This window comes from Paenibacillus sp. J5 (assembly GCF_054955055.1).
Genome location: NZ_JBUEDD010000020.1, coordinates 22,073 through 37,276, shown reverse-complemented (window position 1 = coordinate 37,276; position 15,204 = coordinate 22,073). Strand labels below are relative to the sequence as shown.

Genomic DNA, 15,204 nt, shown 5'->3' with positions numbered 1-15,204 from the left:
GCGAGGAGAAGATTTTTTTTCAAATGATAAATAAAGGCTACGGGCCGGGAACAGGCAGACGTGCGCTGCAGATCCCGGCAAGCTGACGAAGCAGCAGCGGCCTTTCACTGTTCAATAGCCTAAGCGAGGCGGATTGCCCCGGCAGCCGCATCGGTGGTACACTAGGGCACAAATCAATTCGCAATGGAAGGTGCGGGGGCGAAGTGGGATTTTTCCGTCGGTTTAACGATTATCATTTACGCCGTAAAATGTTCAACAAAATATTGCTGCTCTATTCCCTGGTTATGATATTGCTGTTCGCAGCCGCTGCCGTCATGGTTCATCAGTATAACAAGCAGCGCTTCATTCGTGAGGCGATGGATGCGGATATGCGGTCGCTATACGTTACCAGCGCCTACTTGAGCGGGCAGTACAATTCGATCCAGAACACGATTCAGCAGCTATATGCGGACGCGACGATAATCGAGGATCTGAATCATTTCCTGGGGTCAAAATATGAAGATTACTTGAAGTACAAGCTCGACCGCTTCAGTGAGAGCAGACAGACCCTGCTCAAAACGTTCGATGTGCAGCTTAAAACCTATATGGAGCAGGAGAGCGGCGTAGAAAATGTGATTGTGTACAGCTACAGCGGCCATTTCTATTATCTGATGAGCGCCAAGCGGCAGCAGATCGAATATATCAAGCCGCAGGAGGCATGGGAGCAATGGTTCGCGGATCGCAGGAAGCAGCCATGGACAGTTGAGGTCCCGAAGGAGCTGCTGCCCCAGGCGCGGGAGGACAACCTCGGGCTGTATACGTATGTGCGAGAGGTGAATGACCCGTTCACGCTCAAGCGGACGGGCGCCATTCTCGTCGACTTCAACACGGCGCAGTTGGGAACCTGGCTGGCAAGCCGGACACCGAACCTGTACGGCAGCATGATGGTGCTGACCCCCGACGGTAGCGTGCTCTATTCAGACAGCCAGTGGCAGCCGGAGGGGGGCAAGCTGCCGCTCGCTGCGCTCCAGTCCTACAGCGGAGAGTGGGTGCAACTGCAGGAGCTGTCGAAGGTTAATATCGTTAACATCGGCAACACAGGACTGACGGCGGTCAGCATCCTGCCCAAGTCGGTCATTGACCGCAATACGAGCAGTCTGCGCAATAACCTGATTGGCATCTTCCTGCTGTTCATAGCGCTGAGCGTAACGGTGACGGCGACGATCATGCGGGGCTATTCGCGCAAGATCAAGCGGATTGCGTCCGCCATGAGCCGGATCGAGGAGGGCGATCTGTCCGTCCGCATCAAGATTGCGGGCGAGGATGAATTGCAGCAGATTGCCAGACGCTTCAATGACATGTGCGAACGCTTGCAGAATTATATTCAGAAGGTCTATCTATCCGAGATCAAGCAGAAGAATGCCGAGCTGGTGGCGCTGCAGACACAGATCAACCCGCACTTTCTGTACAATACGCTGGAGGCGATCCGCATGAAGGCGTATAGCGAGGGGGCGCGGGATGTCGGGCAGATGATCTATATATTGTCCTCGATCTTCCGCAGTATGGTGAAGAAGAGCACGATGGTCTCTATCGCCGAGGAGCTGGAGCTGTGCCGCATGTATCTGGAGCTGTTCCGCTTCCGCTATGAGGGCCAGCTCACCTTCACGACCGAGCTTGATCCACAGCTCCAGCACTGTATGACGATGAAGCTGCTCGTGCAGCCCATTATCGAAAACTATATGATTCACGGCTTCCGGGCGGACGCTCAGACGAATCGGATCGCTGTCCGGGCATTCCGTGATGGGGAGGAGGTACGGATCGTGGTGCAGGATAATGGCGCAGGTATCGAGGCGGGAAGGCTGACGCAATTGCGTGATTTGCTGGAGGCGTCCTCAGGTATCCAGCAGGGAGAGGAGCGCTCGATTGGTCTTGTGAATGTGCAGGAGCGGCTTCAGACCAGCTACGGTGAGCAGTATGGTCTGGAGATAGACAGTCAGGCGGGCGAGGGCACGACAGTGACGCTGCGGCTGCCCGCAATAACAAGGGGGCTTGAGGGATGAGAACCGTATTTGTAGTCGATGACGAGCCATTGATCACGAAGGGGCTGCATGCCATTCTGGATTGGGAGCAGTACGGACTGCGCATTGTCGGTTCTGCGCCAGACGGGCGAGCGGCATTGGAGCAGTTGAAGCAGCAGAGCGTAGACCTGCTCATCACGGATATTCAGATGCCGGTGATGAACGGATTGGAGCTGATTAAGCGGGTGAAGGCGATCTCGCCCCGAACCAAGTTCATCGTACTGAGCGGCTACGAGGAATTTCAGTATGTGAAGGAGGGGATGACCCTCGGAATTGAAAACTATATTCTCAAGCCGATTAATATCGTCGAGCTGGAATCGACGCTCAAGCTGTGTCTGCAGGATTGGGAACGCGAAGAGATCAATCTGTTCCGCTCGGAGGTAGACTGGAAGCTGCTGCTCAATAACGTGCTTCAGCGCTGGGTGAATGGCGAGATCGAGCTGAGCGAGTTCGTGCAGCGCGCGCAGTTGCTCGGCATTCCGCAGGGCTATGGCCATTTTCGCGCAGTGACGCTGCGGCTGCTCGGCGAGGGCAGGCCGCTGCAGGAGCTGTGTCGCATCGACAAGCTTGCGGAGCAGAGTGAGGCACTGCTAAGAGAGCAGCTTGGAGAGGCTGCGGAGTTCATCTGCTTCAACGATCTGGCCGACGACATTGTGGTGCTGCTGGACAGCCGTCCATGGAAGGACAGCCATCTGGCTCCGAAGCTGCTCCATGTGGCGGAGCAGCTTCACGGGCATACCGGCTTGCCCGTATGGATCAGCATCGGCTCGCCATGGCAGCCCGGTCAAGGGATCGAGGTCAGCTATCAGTCGGCCAAGTCTGGCTATGAGCAGTACCTGATGACAGGGAGCAGACCCGTAGCCATCATGGGCGGCTGGCTGACTGGCAGTGAGCGAGCGCATTCGCAGAGCTCATCTATAGCAGGGGACGGGCGGGCTATCCCGAGTGAGCCTTACTCTGGCGGGGCAACCGATTCGATCAGGCAGTCTTCGCCAGGGGCAGGCTGTGGCGCAGAGGGGAGCGCATCGCATGGCGCAGGTCTGCCTCCGGCAGAGGAGAGGGCGGCGAACATATATTCGGAATCGCAGGCTGGCGATGATGTCGGAGGAGCAGCAGCATTGCAGGCAGAGGCGGAGAGCTGTATGGCTGTGCAGCCGAAGCCGGAGCTGGAATCATTCACGAAGAAGCTGATCGATGGTCGCAGCGAGGAGATCGAGCAGCACATTGAAGCGGTGCTGAGCGCTCCGCCAGAGCAGGCGCTGCTGCGGCGGCAGCCATACATTAATGCGGCGCTTCAACTGATGCTGGCGATGAAGGAGATGGAGGGCAGCAGCGATTATAGCGAGCTGTTCATGCCCATCTCGCAGCTAGCGACGCTCGCGGAGCTAAGACGGCATGTGCTGGAGCTGGCAGGCTCCCTCAACGATCGGCTTGGCACGGAGCAGACCAGCTACAGTCCGCATGTCGCCCAATTGCTGGAGCATGTCCAGTTGCATTACGGGGAGGATATGTCGCTCAAGACGCTGAGCCAGCAGCTCGACATCCACCCGACCTATCTGGGACAGTTGTTCCATCAGGAGGTCGGGACGAGCTTCTCGGATTATGTTAACCATTACCGGATCGAGAAGGCGACGCAGTTGCTGCTGCATACCGATCTCAAGACGTCTGACATTGCAAGGGAGGTTGGCTATCTGGACAGCTCGTATTTTTACCGTCAATTCAAGAAATACGCCGGAGTTTCACCGACCGAGCTGCGTCAGATGTCATCGGGGACATGAGAGCGGTGGACAAGACGACCTGAAATTTTTCCATAGCGATCTGAAATTATTCAACTTGAGAGGGGAGGCGGCGAAGGTGGACAATAGAGCTATCAGACGAGGGGGGAGCAAGACGAACGGGAAATGCGGCTGCGGCTTTTGAAATCTGAGGGGATTCAAGCTTGCCCGCACCATAATGGCGTTATACACATAACGGGGCAAAGGAGGGATCGCGTTGCCGTCATTTGGAAAGAAGCTCGTCAGGAACAAGGCACTGCTGCTGCTGGTGCTGCCTGGAACGCTGTGGTTTTTAATTTTTGCCTACTTGCCGATGTTTGGAACGATACTGGCTTTTAAGGATTATCGCTATCATAAAGGCTTCTTCAACAGTCTTCTTAACAGCGAGTGGGTCGGCTTCAAAAACTTTGAATTTTTATTTGCTACCAACGACGCGTACATCATTACACGCAATACGATTTTGTACAATGTGGTCAGCATTGCACTGGGACTTGTCGTCGCGGTTACCTTTGCGATTATCATCAACGAGCTGCTGAACAAGCGGCTGGCCAAATTGTACCAGACCGGAATGTTTCTTCCTTACTTTCTATCCTGGGTCGTCATCAGCTACTTCGCCTTTACCTTTCTCAGCAAAGATAAGGGGATGCTGAATCAGATGATCGCCGCCCTGGGCGTTTATCCGGTCAATTTTTATTCGGAGCCGAAGTATTGGCCGTTCATCATTGTATTCGTCGGGATCTGGAAGACAATCGGGTATAACAGTGTCATGTATTTGGCGGCCATTACCGGCATTGACCGTTCCTACTACGAAGCGGCGATGCTCGATGGCGCGAGCAAATGGCAGCAGACCCGCTTCATCACGATACCGCATCTGAAGCCGTTGATGATTATTTTGACCATTCTGGCGATCGGCGGCATGTTCCGCTCCGACTTCGGCTTGTTCTACCAGTTGCCGAAAGATTCGGGCGCCTTGTATCCGGTTACCAATGTTATCGACACGTTCGTCTATCGCAGCCTGATTAACATGGGCGATATCGGGATGAGTACAGCCGCAGGTCTGTATCAATCGGTCGTCGGACTGATTCTGATCCTCACGGCGAACTATGTAGTCCGCAAAATCGAGAAAGACCATGCCATCTTCTAGGAAAGGGAGGTGTACACGTTGCTTATGAAAAAACGAGACATTCACGGTATCTCGCGATTTTGGAACGTTGTGTTCAATCTCCTGATCGGTCTGTTCTCATTCTCTTGTGTATTTCCATTTATCTTCGTCATTATGAACTCGATCGCAGATGAGCAGACTTTAGCTCAGGAAGGGTATCGCATTATCCCGAGTCAATTCAGCTTTGAAGCCTATTCGTATATTTTCAACTCGACCACTCAGCTCGTACAGTCCTTTGGGCTGACGCTGATGATTACGGTGATCGGCACGCTGCTCAGCCTGTTTCTGGTCACGACCTATGCTTATGCCATCTCCCGGCGCAGCTTCGAGTTCCGCACGGGCTTTACATTCCTGGCCTTCTTCACCATGCTGTTCTCGGGCGGTCTGGTGCCCGGCTATATCGTGATGACCCAGTTCCTGGGCCTGCAAAATACGATCTGGGCCTTGATCCTGCCCTTGTCGATGAATGCGTTCTTCATCATCGTCATGCGCACCTTCTTCCAGACGACGGTGCCTGATGCCATCATCGAGTCCGCCAAAATTGACGGCGCCGGCGACCTGCGCACGTTCTCCACGATCGTGCTGCCGATCTCGCTGCCGGGCATTGCGACGATCGGGCTATTCAGCTCGCTCGGCTACTGGAATGACTGGTTCAATGCACTGCTGTATTACAACAAAAATGAGCTGGTGCCACCGCTGCAATATTTGCTCATGAAGATCGAGCGCAGCATGGAGTTCCTCGTACAGAATAGCCAGTATATGGGCTCCTTCGACGGGGCAGCGACACTGCCGACGGAGACGGTGCGGATGGCGATGGTCGTCGTGGCGACCTTGCCGATTGCGATGGCGTATCCATTCTTCCAGCGTTACTTCGTGCAGGGCTTGACGGTCGGCTCAGTTAAGGGCTGATTCAGGATTGCGGTGTTTGCAATCTGGCGTGGTCAGCGGACAGCCGATGGCGGCGACTCCGCCGGCTATGCCCGATTGATTCATTTATGTCATTCATTACTTTAATAGGGGGAAAGAAAATGTCCAAACAGGTATTGAAGATGATGACCCTGCTGCTGGCGATCGCGATGGTTGTCACCGCATGCGGTGGTGGGAAAAACGGGAATAGCAGCAACAGCTCCGGAGGCAACTCCCAAGCGGCTGATGCCGTGAAGAGCGACGGCTCGATTGACGCATCCAAGCTGGATGCCGTCAACCTCAAGGTGTATCTGATCGGCAGCCCGGCCAAGGATCTCAAGACGGTGCAGGAGCAGATCAACACCTATACGACGGAGAAAATCAATGCAACGGTGGATCTGGAAATGATCGACTGGGGAGATTACAGTCAGCGCATGTCCATTATTACGACCTCTGCCGAAGCTTATGATATTGCATTCACAAGCTCCTGGGCATTCAACTATTTGCCGAATGCATCCAAAGGCGCATTTTTGCCGCTGAACGATCTGCTGGACACCTATGGCAAGGGCATCAAGGAAGTGCTGGACCCACGCTTCCTGGAAGGAACGAAGATTAATGGCGTCAACTATGCCGTGCCGAACAACAAGGAGCTGGCGCAGCAAGCTGTATGGCGCTTCAACAAGAAGTATCTGGACAAATATAATCTGGACATTACGAATGTGAACTCCCTGCAGGATCTCGAGCCATTGCTCAAGACGATCAAGGAGAACGAGCCGTCGGATATTACCCCGCTGGCGGTGCCAAAAGGCTTCAAGCCGTACTTGCCATTCGACTTCCTGCTGGGTGACGAAATTCCGATCGGCATGTATCTCGACACGAAGGATTTCAAATTCGTGAACATGCTGGAAACACCAGAGATGAAGGAAACGCTGGATACGATGCGCAACTACTATCTCGCTGGCTATCTGCGTGATGATGTGGCGACACTGGACGGCATCGACAATATCAAGACAGGCAAGTGGCTTGTGGACAAAGAGCTGAGCCAGCCATATGCGGACAACGGCTGGTCGAGAAGCGCACAATATGACATCGTGTCTTCGCCAATCCATACGCCAGTCATCTATACGTCGTCTGCAGCCGGTTCGATGTTCGCTATCTCCAAAACCTCCGAAAATCCGGAGCGTGCGATGATGTTCCTGAACCTGCTCAATACCGATGAGTATCTGCGCAACCTGATTCAATACGGCATTGAAGGCGTGCACTATAAGAAGCTCGAAGGCAACTATATCGAGGATCTGCCAGCTATGAATGAATCGTATGCGATGCCAGGCTTCGCACTGGGCAACATGTTCCTAACGTATCTGCATGAAGGGGACCCGGAGGACAAATGGCAGGCGTTCCAGGAATTCAACCAATCGGCGGTTGTTGCCCCTAGCTTCGGCTTCAACTTCGATACCTCGAAGGTCAAGACAGAGGTAGCTTCCATTACCAACGTAGCGAAGGAGTTCAATCCTGCGCTGTATACCGGCTCTGTTGATCCAGCCGAGTTCCTGCCTAAAGCGATCGAGAAGTTCAAGGCTGCGGGCATGGACAAAGTCATCGAGGAGGCACAGCGCCAATTCGATGAATGGAAAGCAACCAAGCAATAATACACCAAGCGGCCGGGAGTTATCCCGGCCCTTTCGTCATGATCGACATGCCGTCTCTATGCGGTGAGGCAAGCGTACCGCTGGAAGCATCTCTACGTCGTGTCATGCCGACTGAATCTGAATCTGAATGTGAAGGAGTATCATCGCATGAACAAGCTGATTATATTCTATGATCCGAGCTTCCCTTATGCGGGAGATCGGCCCGATACGGCGAGTCTTGACAAGCTGCAAGGGGCGGGCAGGATCGCCAAAACAGCCGAGCAGTTGTCTGCATGGCTTGCGGAGGCAGACGGAAGGGGCTGCTTCATCAATCTGCATGCACCGTACTTCCCCAAGGAGGCATGGCCTGCAATTACAGCCCACCTGCGGAGCGGGGGCGGCTTGCTAAGCGTTGGCGAGGCGCCGTTCCGAATTCCGGTCAGACAAGCAGGCGGCCTGTGGGAGGCGGAGCAGGAGCAGACATCATATCATCAGGAGCTTCTCATTCATGAAGCGATGCGGGTGGATGGGAGTGCAATTCAGCGGTACGCTGGTTCCGAGGAATGGCCGCTAGCCGCACAGGCTGCAAGGACGTGGCAACAAGGCGATACGGCAAGCCTCATCCTCCATGTGACACGTCAGAGCGACCTGCCGCATGAGGGCGGCACCGCGGGGCCGATGGATGCGCATATCTATCCGCTTATCAAGGGATTGTCCGCCGAAGGGCGGGAGATCGCCGCACCCGTCGTGCTGCTGGAGCATACGAAGGGCCTCTATGCGGGCGGCCGCTGGATTATGGCGAATCAGCGGACAAGCGCGGCGTTCTGGGGGGCGCAAGGGGCGGCATCTCTGGCCGCTTGGGCGGAATTTTGCGCTGCGGGCGTGACGGAGCTGTGGCTGAAGCCATCGTATGCGTCATATGATGAGGGCGATCGTCCGGCGCTGAAGGTGCAGTTGCAGCGACTGCATCCGCAAGAGCGGGACATGGCTCTGAATTGGGAGCTGCTGCTGACCGTGAGGCGAAGCTGGACCTATGCGGGCGAGCCGCCCGCAGCAGGCACGACGGAAGGGCTAACGCGGGACAAGGGCAGCAGCATAGAGGCGCTGGATTCGCAGCACCCGGCGGTTGCGGATGGAAGTGCTGCGCTACAGTCGGAGCCGCCCGCAGCAGCAGATGCTGCAGGTCAGCCGCTCTGGCAGCATCGATGGAGAGTCCAGGCGGGACGAGAGCTGCATGTCGAGCAGCTACGTGTGCCATTACCGCTGACACCAGGCTTCTATACAGCAGTGCTGGAGGCGATAACGGAAAGCGGCGAACGGAGAGTACTTCGCCAAGGCTTCTGGTGCCGGGACGAGAAGCTGCTGTCGGCAGGTGAATATCTGACCTGTGACCGCGATTATTTCATGAGGGACGGCGAGCCGTTGCCGATTGTGGGCATGACGTATATGACGTCCGATGTCGCGCGCAAATTCATCTTCCTGCCCAATGCGGCGGTGTGGGATCGCGATATGGAGACGATGAAGCGCGCAGGCATTAATCTGATCCGCACAGGCATCTGGACGGCCTACCGTAATGTCATGTATGCGGATGGTCATCCGTCGGAGGAGGTGCTGCGGGCGCTGGATGCATTCTTCCTGACGGCGAAGAAGCATGGACTGGAGGTAACCTTTACCTTCTTCGCCTTCACGCCGGAGGCCTGGGAGGGTGTCAATCCTTATCTTGATCCGCGGAGCATCGAGGCGCAGAAGCGCTTCATCTCGTCCATTGTAGCGCGCCATCGCGAATCGAAGCATGTGCACTGGGATCTGATTAACGAGCCGTCGATGTTCGATCCGAAGCGGATATTTGAAGGCCCGCGCACAGCAGGCGACAGCTACGAACGGGAGGCATTCCAGAGCTGGCTGCGCAAGCGTCATCACGATTCGATCGATCTGCTGCAGCAGCGCTGGGGCATGAGCAGCACGCAGTTGCCATCCTTTGAGAGCATTGACTGCCCGGAGCATGAGGAGATCAACTTCGATATTCAGGATATGCGCTCCGGGAAGAAGGGGACGCGCTGGCTTGACTATACGCTGTTCACGATGGAGCAGATGAACGGCTGGGCAGCGCGGATGCGCGAGGCATTGCAGGCGGCACAGCCCAAGCAGTTGGTAACGATTGGCCAGGATGAGGCGCTTGCCTGGAATCGTCCTTCCCCGTTCTTCTACGCGGAGGCGGTAGATTATACGACGAATCATTCCTGGTGGCTGAATGACCAGCTCGTCTGGGATGGGCTATTCGCCAAGACACCAGACAAGCCGAATCTCATTCAGGAGACCGGTATTATGTATGTGGAGACGCCGGACGGACGAGCCAAGCGCTCGGAGGAGGAGCTGCGCGACCTGCTGGAGCGCAAATACGCCTATTCTTTCTCGACGGGCGGGGCCGGAGCGGTGCAGTGGCTGTGGAATACGAATTTTTATATGAACAATGTCAACGAATCCAACATCGGGGCGCTGCGAGCGGATGGCACAGAGAAGCCGGAGGCGGATGTCTCGTATGATTTCGGTCAATTCATGGCATCCATCCGCAGCCTGTTCGTCTCGCGTCAGTTGGAGGATGTGGCGGTTGTATTCCCGTACTCCAATGATTTTGGCAACCGCAAGCTGGCTGCTGAAGCGACAGCACGCCTCACCCGGGTGCTCTGTTATGAGTTGAAGCAGCATTTCCGTGCGGTCAGTGAATATGAGCTGGAGTCGTTGATGACGCATTCGGCGAAGCTGATTGCGGTGCCAAGCCCGCATAACTTTAGTAGGCAGGCGTTTGATCGTCTGCTGGACATTGTGCGCGCCACTGGAAGCAAGCTGCTGTTCACCGGGCCGATGCACCTGGATGAGTACTGGCATCCTGTAGGGCGCCAAGCGTTATGGAACCATGTGGAGGCGACAGAGGATGGTGCTGAGCTGTGGGGCAAAGAGCCGCATGGCGTCAGCCTGAGCAATGTGCAACGAGAGGAAGCCTTCCGTATCGGTGAGCAGCAGTACAAGCTCTCCTACGGACAGCGCAAGATTGCCAAGCTATTTAAGGAGCGTACCACTGCGGATGGTTCAGGCCCGGAAGGGTTGACCCGACTGGCGCTTGGGTCAGGACAGCTATACTGGTGTGGACAGCCTGTCGAATGCAATGACCGAACAGAGCCGATCGCTGAGCTGTATCGCTATATGCTGCAGGAGAGCGGGGCACAGCGGGAGCTGGTCTGGCATGACGGGGCGGACAATAGCGGCCTGTACGGCAAGAAGCTGACATTTGCACAGGGTCAGCTATACATCTTCGTGTCAGAATTCGGCTATGCTGCCCCTGTGAGGGTAACCGACCCTCTGCACGGACAGAGCTATTCGTTCGAGGTGCCGGCAGGCAGGATCGTCATGTTCGCAGCCGACCGGGCTGGCAAGCTGATGTCCGTCTATCGGCAGATGCCGATTACCGTTAGTTGATGGCAGCGATTCAGCGCGCGAGTTCCTGTGACTGCCTGATATGAAGGAGCAGGCATCCGGGCACAAGTCAGCCTCGGCTAGCAACAACTGCTGCTTATAGAGAGGCGGCTACCTGCGAAGGCTATAATGAGGCCCCGGTAACGGGAGCCATACTGGCATGAGCAGGAGGCGAAGGCGATGGGTGAATGGACAGAGTATCGGCCGGGAGACCGGGCGCCCAATGATGGCACCTATATCGAGATCGGAGAGAATGATGTGCACATGGGCATCAACAATCCGCAGAAGGTGACCCTGAGCAAGGGAGAACGTTTCCCGGATACCTCGAACCATAACCGCAAATGGAAAAAAATGAAGCGTTAATTTCGGTGGCACATGTATAAGCAATGGCCTAGCGGTCTATACTATGCTTGACGGTGCAAAGAGAGGTGTGGTTCCGTTGAACCAGATGGCGCAACAACCGCAAGAGTTGATTTTCCGTTAAGGCTGAAGCAGCGCACTACAGACCAGGTTTGTAGACTGATTGCCCGCAAGGGCAGCCATGCTTCCAGATTTTTCGCAAAATGATGCTCGATCCATATCAACACCGTCGAAGGAGGACTCGCAAGAGTCCTCTTTTTCAATTTTATTTCAAGAAAATGTGATTTGCCGCACAGATTCTCGCCTGAGCAGTGTTATAGTGGAATGAGACAAAAGAACCAAGAACCACTCCATTCTATCGGTTCCAGCTCAAGTAAGGAGGCAATACCATGTTCAAAGCTTCAAGATCCGTCAGTACCAAAATGTTTCTGTTATTTATGGCGATACTGCTGATTTCGTTTTCGGTGCTTTTCTTCCAGCAGACCGGGATGGTCAAGCGTGTCATTGAAAATGAAGCGCTGGAGAAGGCGAAATCCGACTTGCATCTAAGTGCGCGCATCATCGATCTCAAGTTCCCGGGAGAGTGGAATGTTGTTGACGGCAGGCTGTATAAAGGTGAGACGCTGATGGATGGCAACTCCGACGTTATTGATTCGATTGGGGAGTTAACGGGCGGGGATACCGTGACGGTATTTAGAGGAGACACGCGAGTGGCGACCAATGTGCGAGACCACAACGGGGATTTGGCGCTAGGCACTCAGGTCTCCCCGGAGGTAGCCCAAAGCGTGCTTGCCGATGGTCAGACCTATTATGGGACAGCTAACGTGGTGGGCAACAGCTACCAGGCTGCTTACATGCCGCTGCGCAGTGGAAAGGGCGATATTATCGGCATCTTGTATGTCGGTGCGCCGGATGCGAGTGAGAGAATCCAATTGTTAAGGCAGAAGACGAACCAACAGCTCATTGTGGAGGGCCTACTGGTGCTGGTGCTTGCCTTTGCACTCATCTATATATGCACCAGACCTGTTCTCAAGCGATTGAAGGTTGCCGTTGCCGCAGTCGATGCGGTCGCTGCGGGCGATCTGACCTGTGACGTTCCGCCTGCAACCTCCAGAGATGAGATCGGGCAGCTAGTGACTGCGGTCAGACATATGCTACATCAGCTCAGGACGCTCATCGGCAAGGTCAACGACTCCAGCGAATATGTATCTGAAGCCTCCAGACTACTCATAATCAGTACAGAGCAGACGGCTACGGCTGCTGAGCAGATTAGTCAGGAGGCACACGAGATCGCGCTGGGCGCTGAGGAGCAGTCAGTCAGCTTGAATGCCTCCAGACAATCCATGAATGAAATTGCTGTCGGTATGCAGCAGACGGCAATGGTCATTCAGGATATGGCGGAATTTGCGGGTCATGCTAGCGGACAGGCCAGTGCCGGGGAACAGGCGGTTACAGCCATGATTCAGCAGATGCAGGTCATCGACGACACGGTCATCCATGCTTCCCAGGTGATTGGACAACTGAACGACAAGGCGACAGAAATCAACGGTATCGTCGCGATCATCACGGATATAGCCAGCCAGACGAATCTGCTTGCGCTGAATGCGGCCATCGAAGCCGCGCGAGCCGGAGAGCATGGAGCGGGCTTCAGTGTGGTTGCCCAGGAGGTGAGGAAGCTGGCTGACCAATCGCTCCACTCGGCGGATACGATCCGCTCGCTGATTGAGGTGGTGCAGCAGGAGGCGGGACGTGCGGTGGAATCGATGCGGCAGGGAACACAGGTCGTCCAGCAAGGAATGAGCGATGCTTCGGCATCAGGAGAGGCCTTCGGGGAGATTGCCCATGCAGTTAGCGATCTGTCTGCCCGTAGCCAGGAAATATCTGCGATCATACAGCAGGTTCATGCTAACACCGATGAGATGGTGCAGGTGATGGGGCAGATCGCTGTCATTACGACAGAGGCCAATCAGCGATCGCAGATGGTGACGACAGAGCTCGAAGAACAGACCGCCTCAATCGAGGAGGTATCGGCTGCGGCAGTGCAACTGGGCACCATGTCAACGGAGCTGAAGCAGTTGGTTGATCGCTTCAAGCTATCGTGAGGGTTTAAAGACATAACCTTGATCTGCGCTGCCGAGCCTTGAAGATGAGACCATAAGAAACAGAGCCTTTCAAGCCGTATAAGTGGCACGAAAGGCTCTGAGGGTCAGCGGATGACGGTCTGCTGCAATGCCTGGAGTCCGGCCTGATTCAGCAGATTCCACGGCTTGTTATAATGCGGTTGGAAGAAGAAGTCAACGAACGCCAGCTCATCCATTGTCATCCGATTCTGAATGCAGACCGACATGGTATTAATCGATTGAGTCAGGTCAGCCTTCGATAGTAGCTGAGCGCCGACGATACGGCCTCCCGCCTCCTCGTACACCACCTTGAGTAGAGCCTGCTCATAAGTCGGCATAAACTCGGGACGGAAATTATCGGAGATTGTGACGGATTTCACAATCATGCCTGCGTCAAGTGCCGCTTGCTCGGTCAAGCCTGTTGATCCGATGTTCAGATCAAATATCTTAATGCCCGAAGTACCCTGAGTACCCAGGTAGCGGACGGTCGGCCCCAGCAAATTACGGGCAACAAGTGTGCCCATTCGCACCGCATTGGTAGCAAGCGGGATATATGCAGGCTCGCCTGTCGGGTTGTAACGGATAGCGCAACTGTCGCCTGCTGCATACACATCCGGGCAACTGGTTCTCATGTATTCATCGACAACGATGGCGCCATTCCCCAGCATCTCCACTTGACCGCTTAACAGTCCGGTATTAGGTCGGAAGCCGATGCACATAATAACGAGATCAGCACGATACTCACCCTGTGTCGTCTTCACCATGGATACCTTGCCCTGCTCGCCTTCCAGAGCGGTCACAGTCTGTCCCAGCGCCAGCTCAATATGGCGCTCTCTCATATCCTGCTCCACCAGCTCGGTAAATTGCTTATCCAAATACTTGAACAGGACACGTGGTGTATTATCGATCAAGGTTACCTGCTTGCCAAGCTGTTCGAAGGCCTCGACCAGCTCGACGCCGATATAGCCTGCTCCAACAACGACGATGCGCTCGGCGTGCTTGGCGCGTTCAATAATCATCTGCGCATGGGCATAGTTTTTGCAGAGCAAAATGTTGTCCAGCTCCATCCCGGGCATCTTAGGAATAATCGGCCACGAGCCCGTCGTGACAACCAGCTTGTCATACGTATCCGTAATGAGCTGATCGCTCATAATGTCGCGCACAGTTACTGTCCTTGCCTTCGTGTCCACCGCCAGCACTTCATGCAGCATCCTTGTTTCTACACCTAGCGCTTGTAGCTGCTCCGGCGAGGAGTAGAACAGCGATTCGGCATGCTCGACGACACCCCCGACATGCAGCGCAATGCCGCACGAGAGGAAAGAGATGTTGTCGTTGCGCTCATAGACCGTAATTTGAGCTTCAGGATACAGCTTTGCCATCTGGGTAACGGCAGCCGTTCCAGCATGGGTACAACCAATCACGATGACCTTCATAGTAAGCATCCTCCTTATAATGACAGACCGTATTGAAATAGCATTCCTGCTAGCTGACGACTAAGTGAATCATTTCACATAGTATTGTGAATTAATTCACATTTATTCTCTGAGTTCATCTTATGACAAATGACATGAATTTGCAAGCGTAATGTGAAAAATGTCACAATGTTGTAATGACGCTAAACATCTTCCGTTATCTTGTCGATAATAGGAAGGAGAGGTTACATGGACCATTCTAGAGCGTGTCTGAAAACTCTGAACGGAACAGATCTGGCCGAATTTTCGTTCC

At 54.7% G+C, this 15,204-nt stretch carries 9 protein-coding genes; 8 read left to right on the top strand and 1 reads right to left on the bottom strand.

What is annotated here, in order from left to right; genetic code table 11:
- Nucleotides 1-203: 203 nt before the first annotated feature.
- The 8 genes from ACY1JZ_RS25515 (at nucleotide 204) to ACY1JZ_RS25480 (ending at nucleotide 13,461) form a co-directional block, all read left to right on the top strand.
- Complete coding sequence (locus ACY1JZ_RS25515; RefSeq protein WP_270168970.1) at nucleotides 204-2,039, top strand: sensor histidine kinase; 1,836 nt, start codon at nucleotides 204-206, stop codon at nucleotides 2,037-2,039.
- Nucleotides 2,036-3,835 carry a response regulator gene (locus ACY1JZ_RS25510; protein ID WP_462631558.1) on the top strand — a complete coding sequence of 600 codons (1,800 nt, stop codon included), beginning with the start codon at nucleotides 2,036-2,038 and terminating at the stop codon, nucleotides 3,833-3,835. Before ACY1JZ_RS25515 ends, ACY1JZ_RS25510 begins: the two co-directional genes overlap by 4 nt.
- A 214-nt stretch (nucleotides 3,836-4,049) precedes the next feature.
- On the top strand, nucleotides 4,050-4,976 hold the full coding sequence (locus ACY1JZ_RS25505; protein ID WP_462631557.1) for an ABC transporter permease: 927 nt from the start codon (nucleotides 4,050-4,052) through the stop codon (nucleotides 4,974-4,976).
- A gap of 24 nt (nucleotides 4,977-5,000) precedes the next feature.
- On the top strand, nucleotides 5,001-5,903 hold the full coding sequence (locus ACY1JZ_RS25500) for a carbohydrate ABC transporter permease (protein ID WP_270172808.1): 903 nt from the start codon (nucleotides 5,001-5,003) through the stop codon (nucleotides 5,901-5,903).
- A gap of 119 nt (nucleotides 5,904-6,022) precedes the next feature.
- Nucleotides 6,023-7,549, top strand: coding sequence for an ABC transporter substrate-binding protein (locus tag ACY1JZ_RS25495; RefSeq protein WP_462631555.1), 1,527 nt, complete (start codon nucleotides 6,023-6,025; stop codon nucleotides 7,547-7,549).
- A gap of 147 nt (nucleotides 7,550-7,696) precedes the next feature.
- The gene (locus ACY1JZ_RS25490) at nucleotides 7,697-11,002 is read left to right on the top strand and encodes a beta-galactosidase (RefSeq protein ID WP_462631553.1); all 3,306 of its coding nucleotides are present in this window, start codon (nucleotides 7,697-7,699) and stop codon (nucleotides 11,000-11,002) included.
- A gap of 177 nt (nucleotides 11,003-11,179) precedes the next feature.
- Nucleotides 11,180-11,362 carry a YjzC family protein gene (locus ACY1JZ_RS25485; RefSeq protein WP_270168979.1) on the top strand — a complete coding sequence of 61 codons (183 nt, stop codon included), beginning with the start codon at nucleotides 11,180-11,182 and terminating at the stop codon, nucleotides 11,360-11,362.
- Nucleotides 11,363-11,748: 386 nt separating this feature from the next.
- Nucleotides 11,749-13,461, top strand: a complete 1,713-nt coding sequence (locus tag ACY1JZ_RS25480) for a methyl-accepting chemotaxis protein (RefSeq protein WP_462631551.1) — start codon at nucleotides 11,749-11,751, stop codon at nucleotides 13,459-13,461.
- Nucleotides 13,462-13,565: 104 nt separating this feature from the next.
- Here ACY1JZ_RS25480 and ACY1JZ_RS25475 read toward each other — a convergent pair whose 3' ends face one another.
- The gene (locus tag ACY1JZ_RS25475; RefSeq protein ID WP_462631550.1) at nucleotides 13,566-14,912 is read right to left on the bottom strand and encodes an FAD-dependent oxidoreductase; all 1,347 of its coding nucleotides are present in this window, start codon (nucleotides 14,910-14,912) and stop codon (nucleotides 13,566-13,568) included.
- Between the last annotated feature and the right edge of the window lie 292 nt (nucleotides 14,913-15,204).

Coding starts and splice junctions, on each gene's coding strand:
- ACY1JZ_RS25510 (WP_462631558.1), top strand. CDS start 2,036: ATGAGAACCGTATTTGTAGTCGATGACGAGCCATTGATCACGAAGGGG.
- ACY1JZ_RS25500 (WP_270172808.1), top strand. CDS start 5,001: ATGAAAAAACGAGACATTCACGGTATCTCGCGATTTTGGAACGTTGTG.
- ACY1JZ_RS25495 (WP_462631555.1), top strand. CDS start 6,023: ATGTCCAAACAGGTATTGAAGATGATGACCCTGCTGCTGGCGATCGCG.
- ACY1JZ_RS25490 (WP_462631553.1), top strand. CDS start 7,697: ATGAACAAGCTGATTATATTCTATGATCCGAGCTTCCCTTATGCGGGA.
- ACY1JZ_RS25485 (WP_270168979.1), top strand. CDS start 11,180: ATGGGTGAATGGACAGAGTATCGGCCGGGAGACCGGGCGCCCAATGAT.
- ACY1JZ_RS25480 (WP_462631551.1), top strand. CDS start 11,749: ATGTTCAAAGCTTCAAGATCCGTCAGTACCAAAATGTTTCTGTTATTT.
- ACY1JZ_RS25475 (WP_462631550.1), bottom strand. CDS start 14,912: ATGAAGGTCATCGTGATTGGTTGTACCCATGCTGGAACGGCTGCCGTT.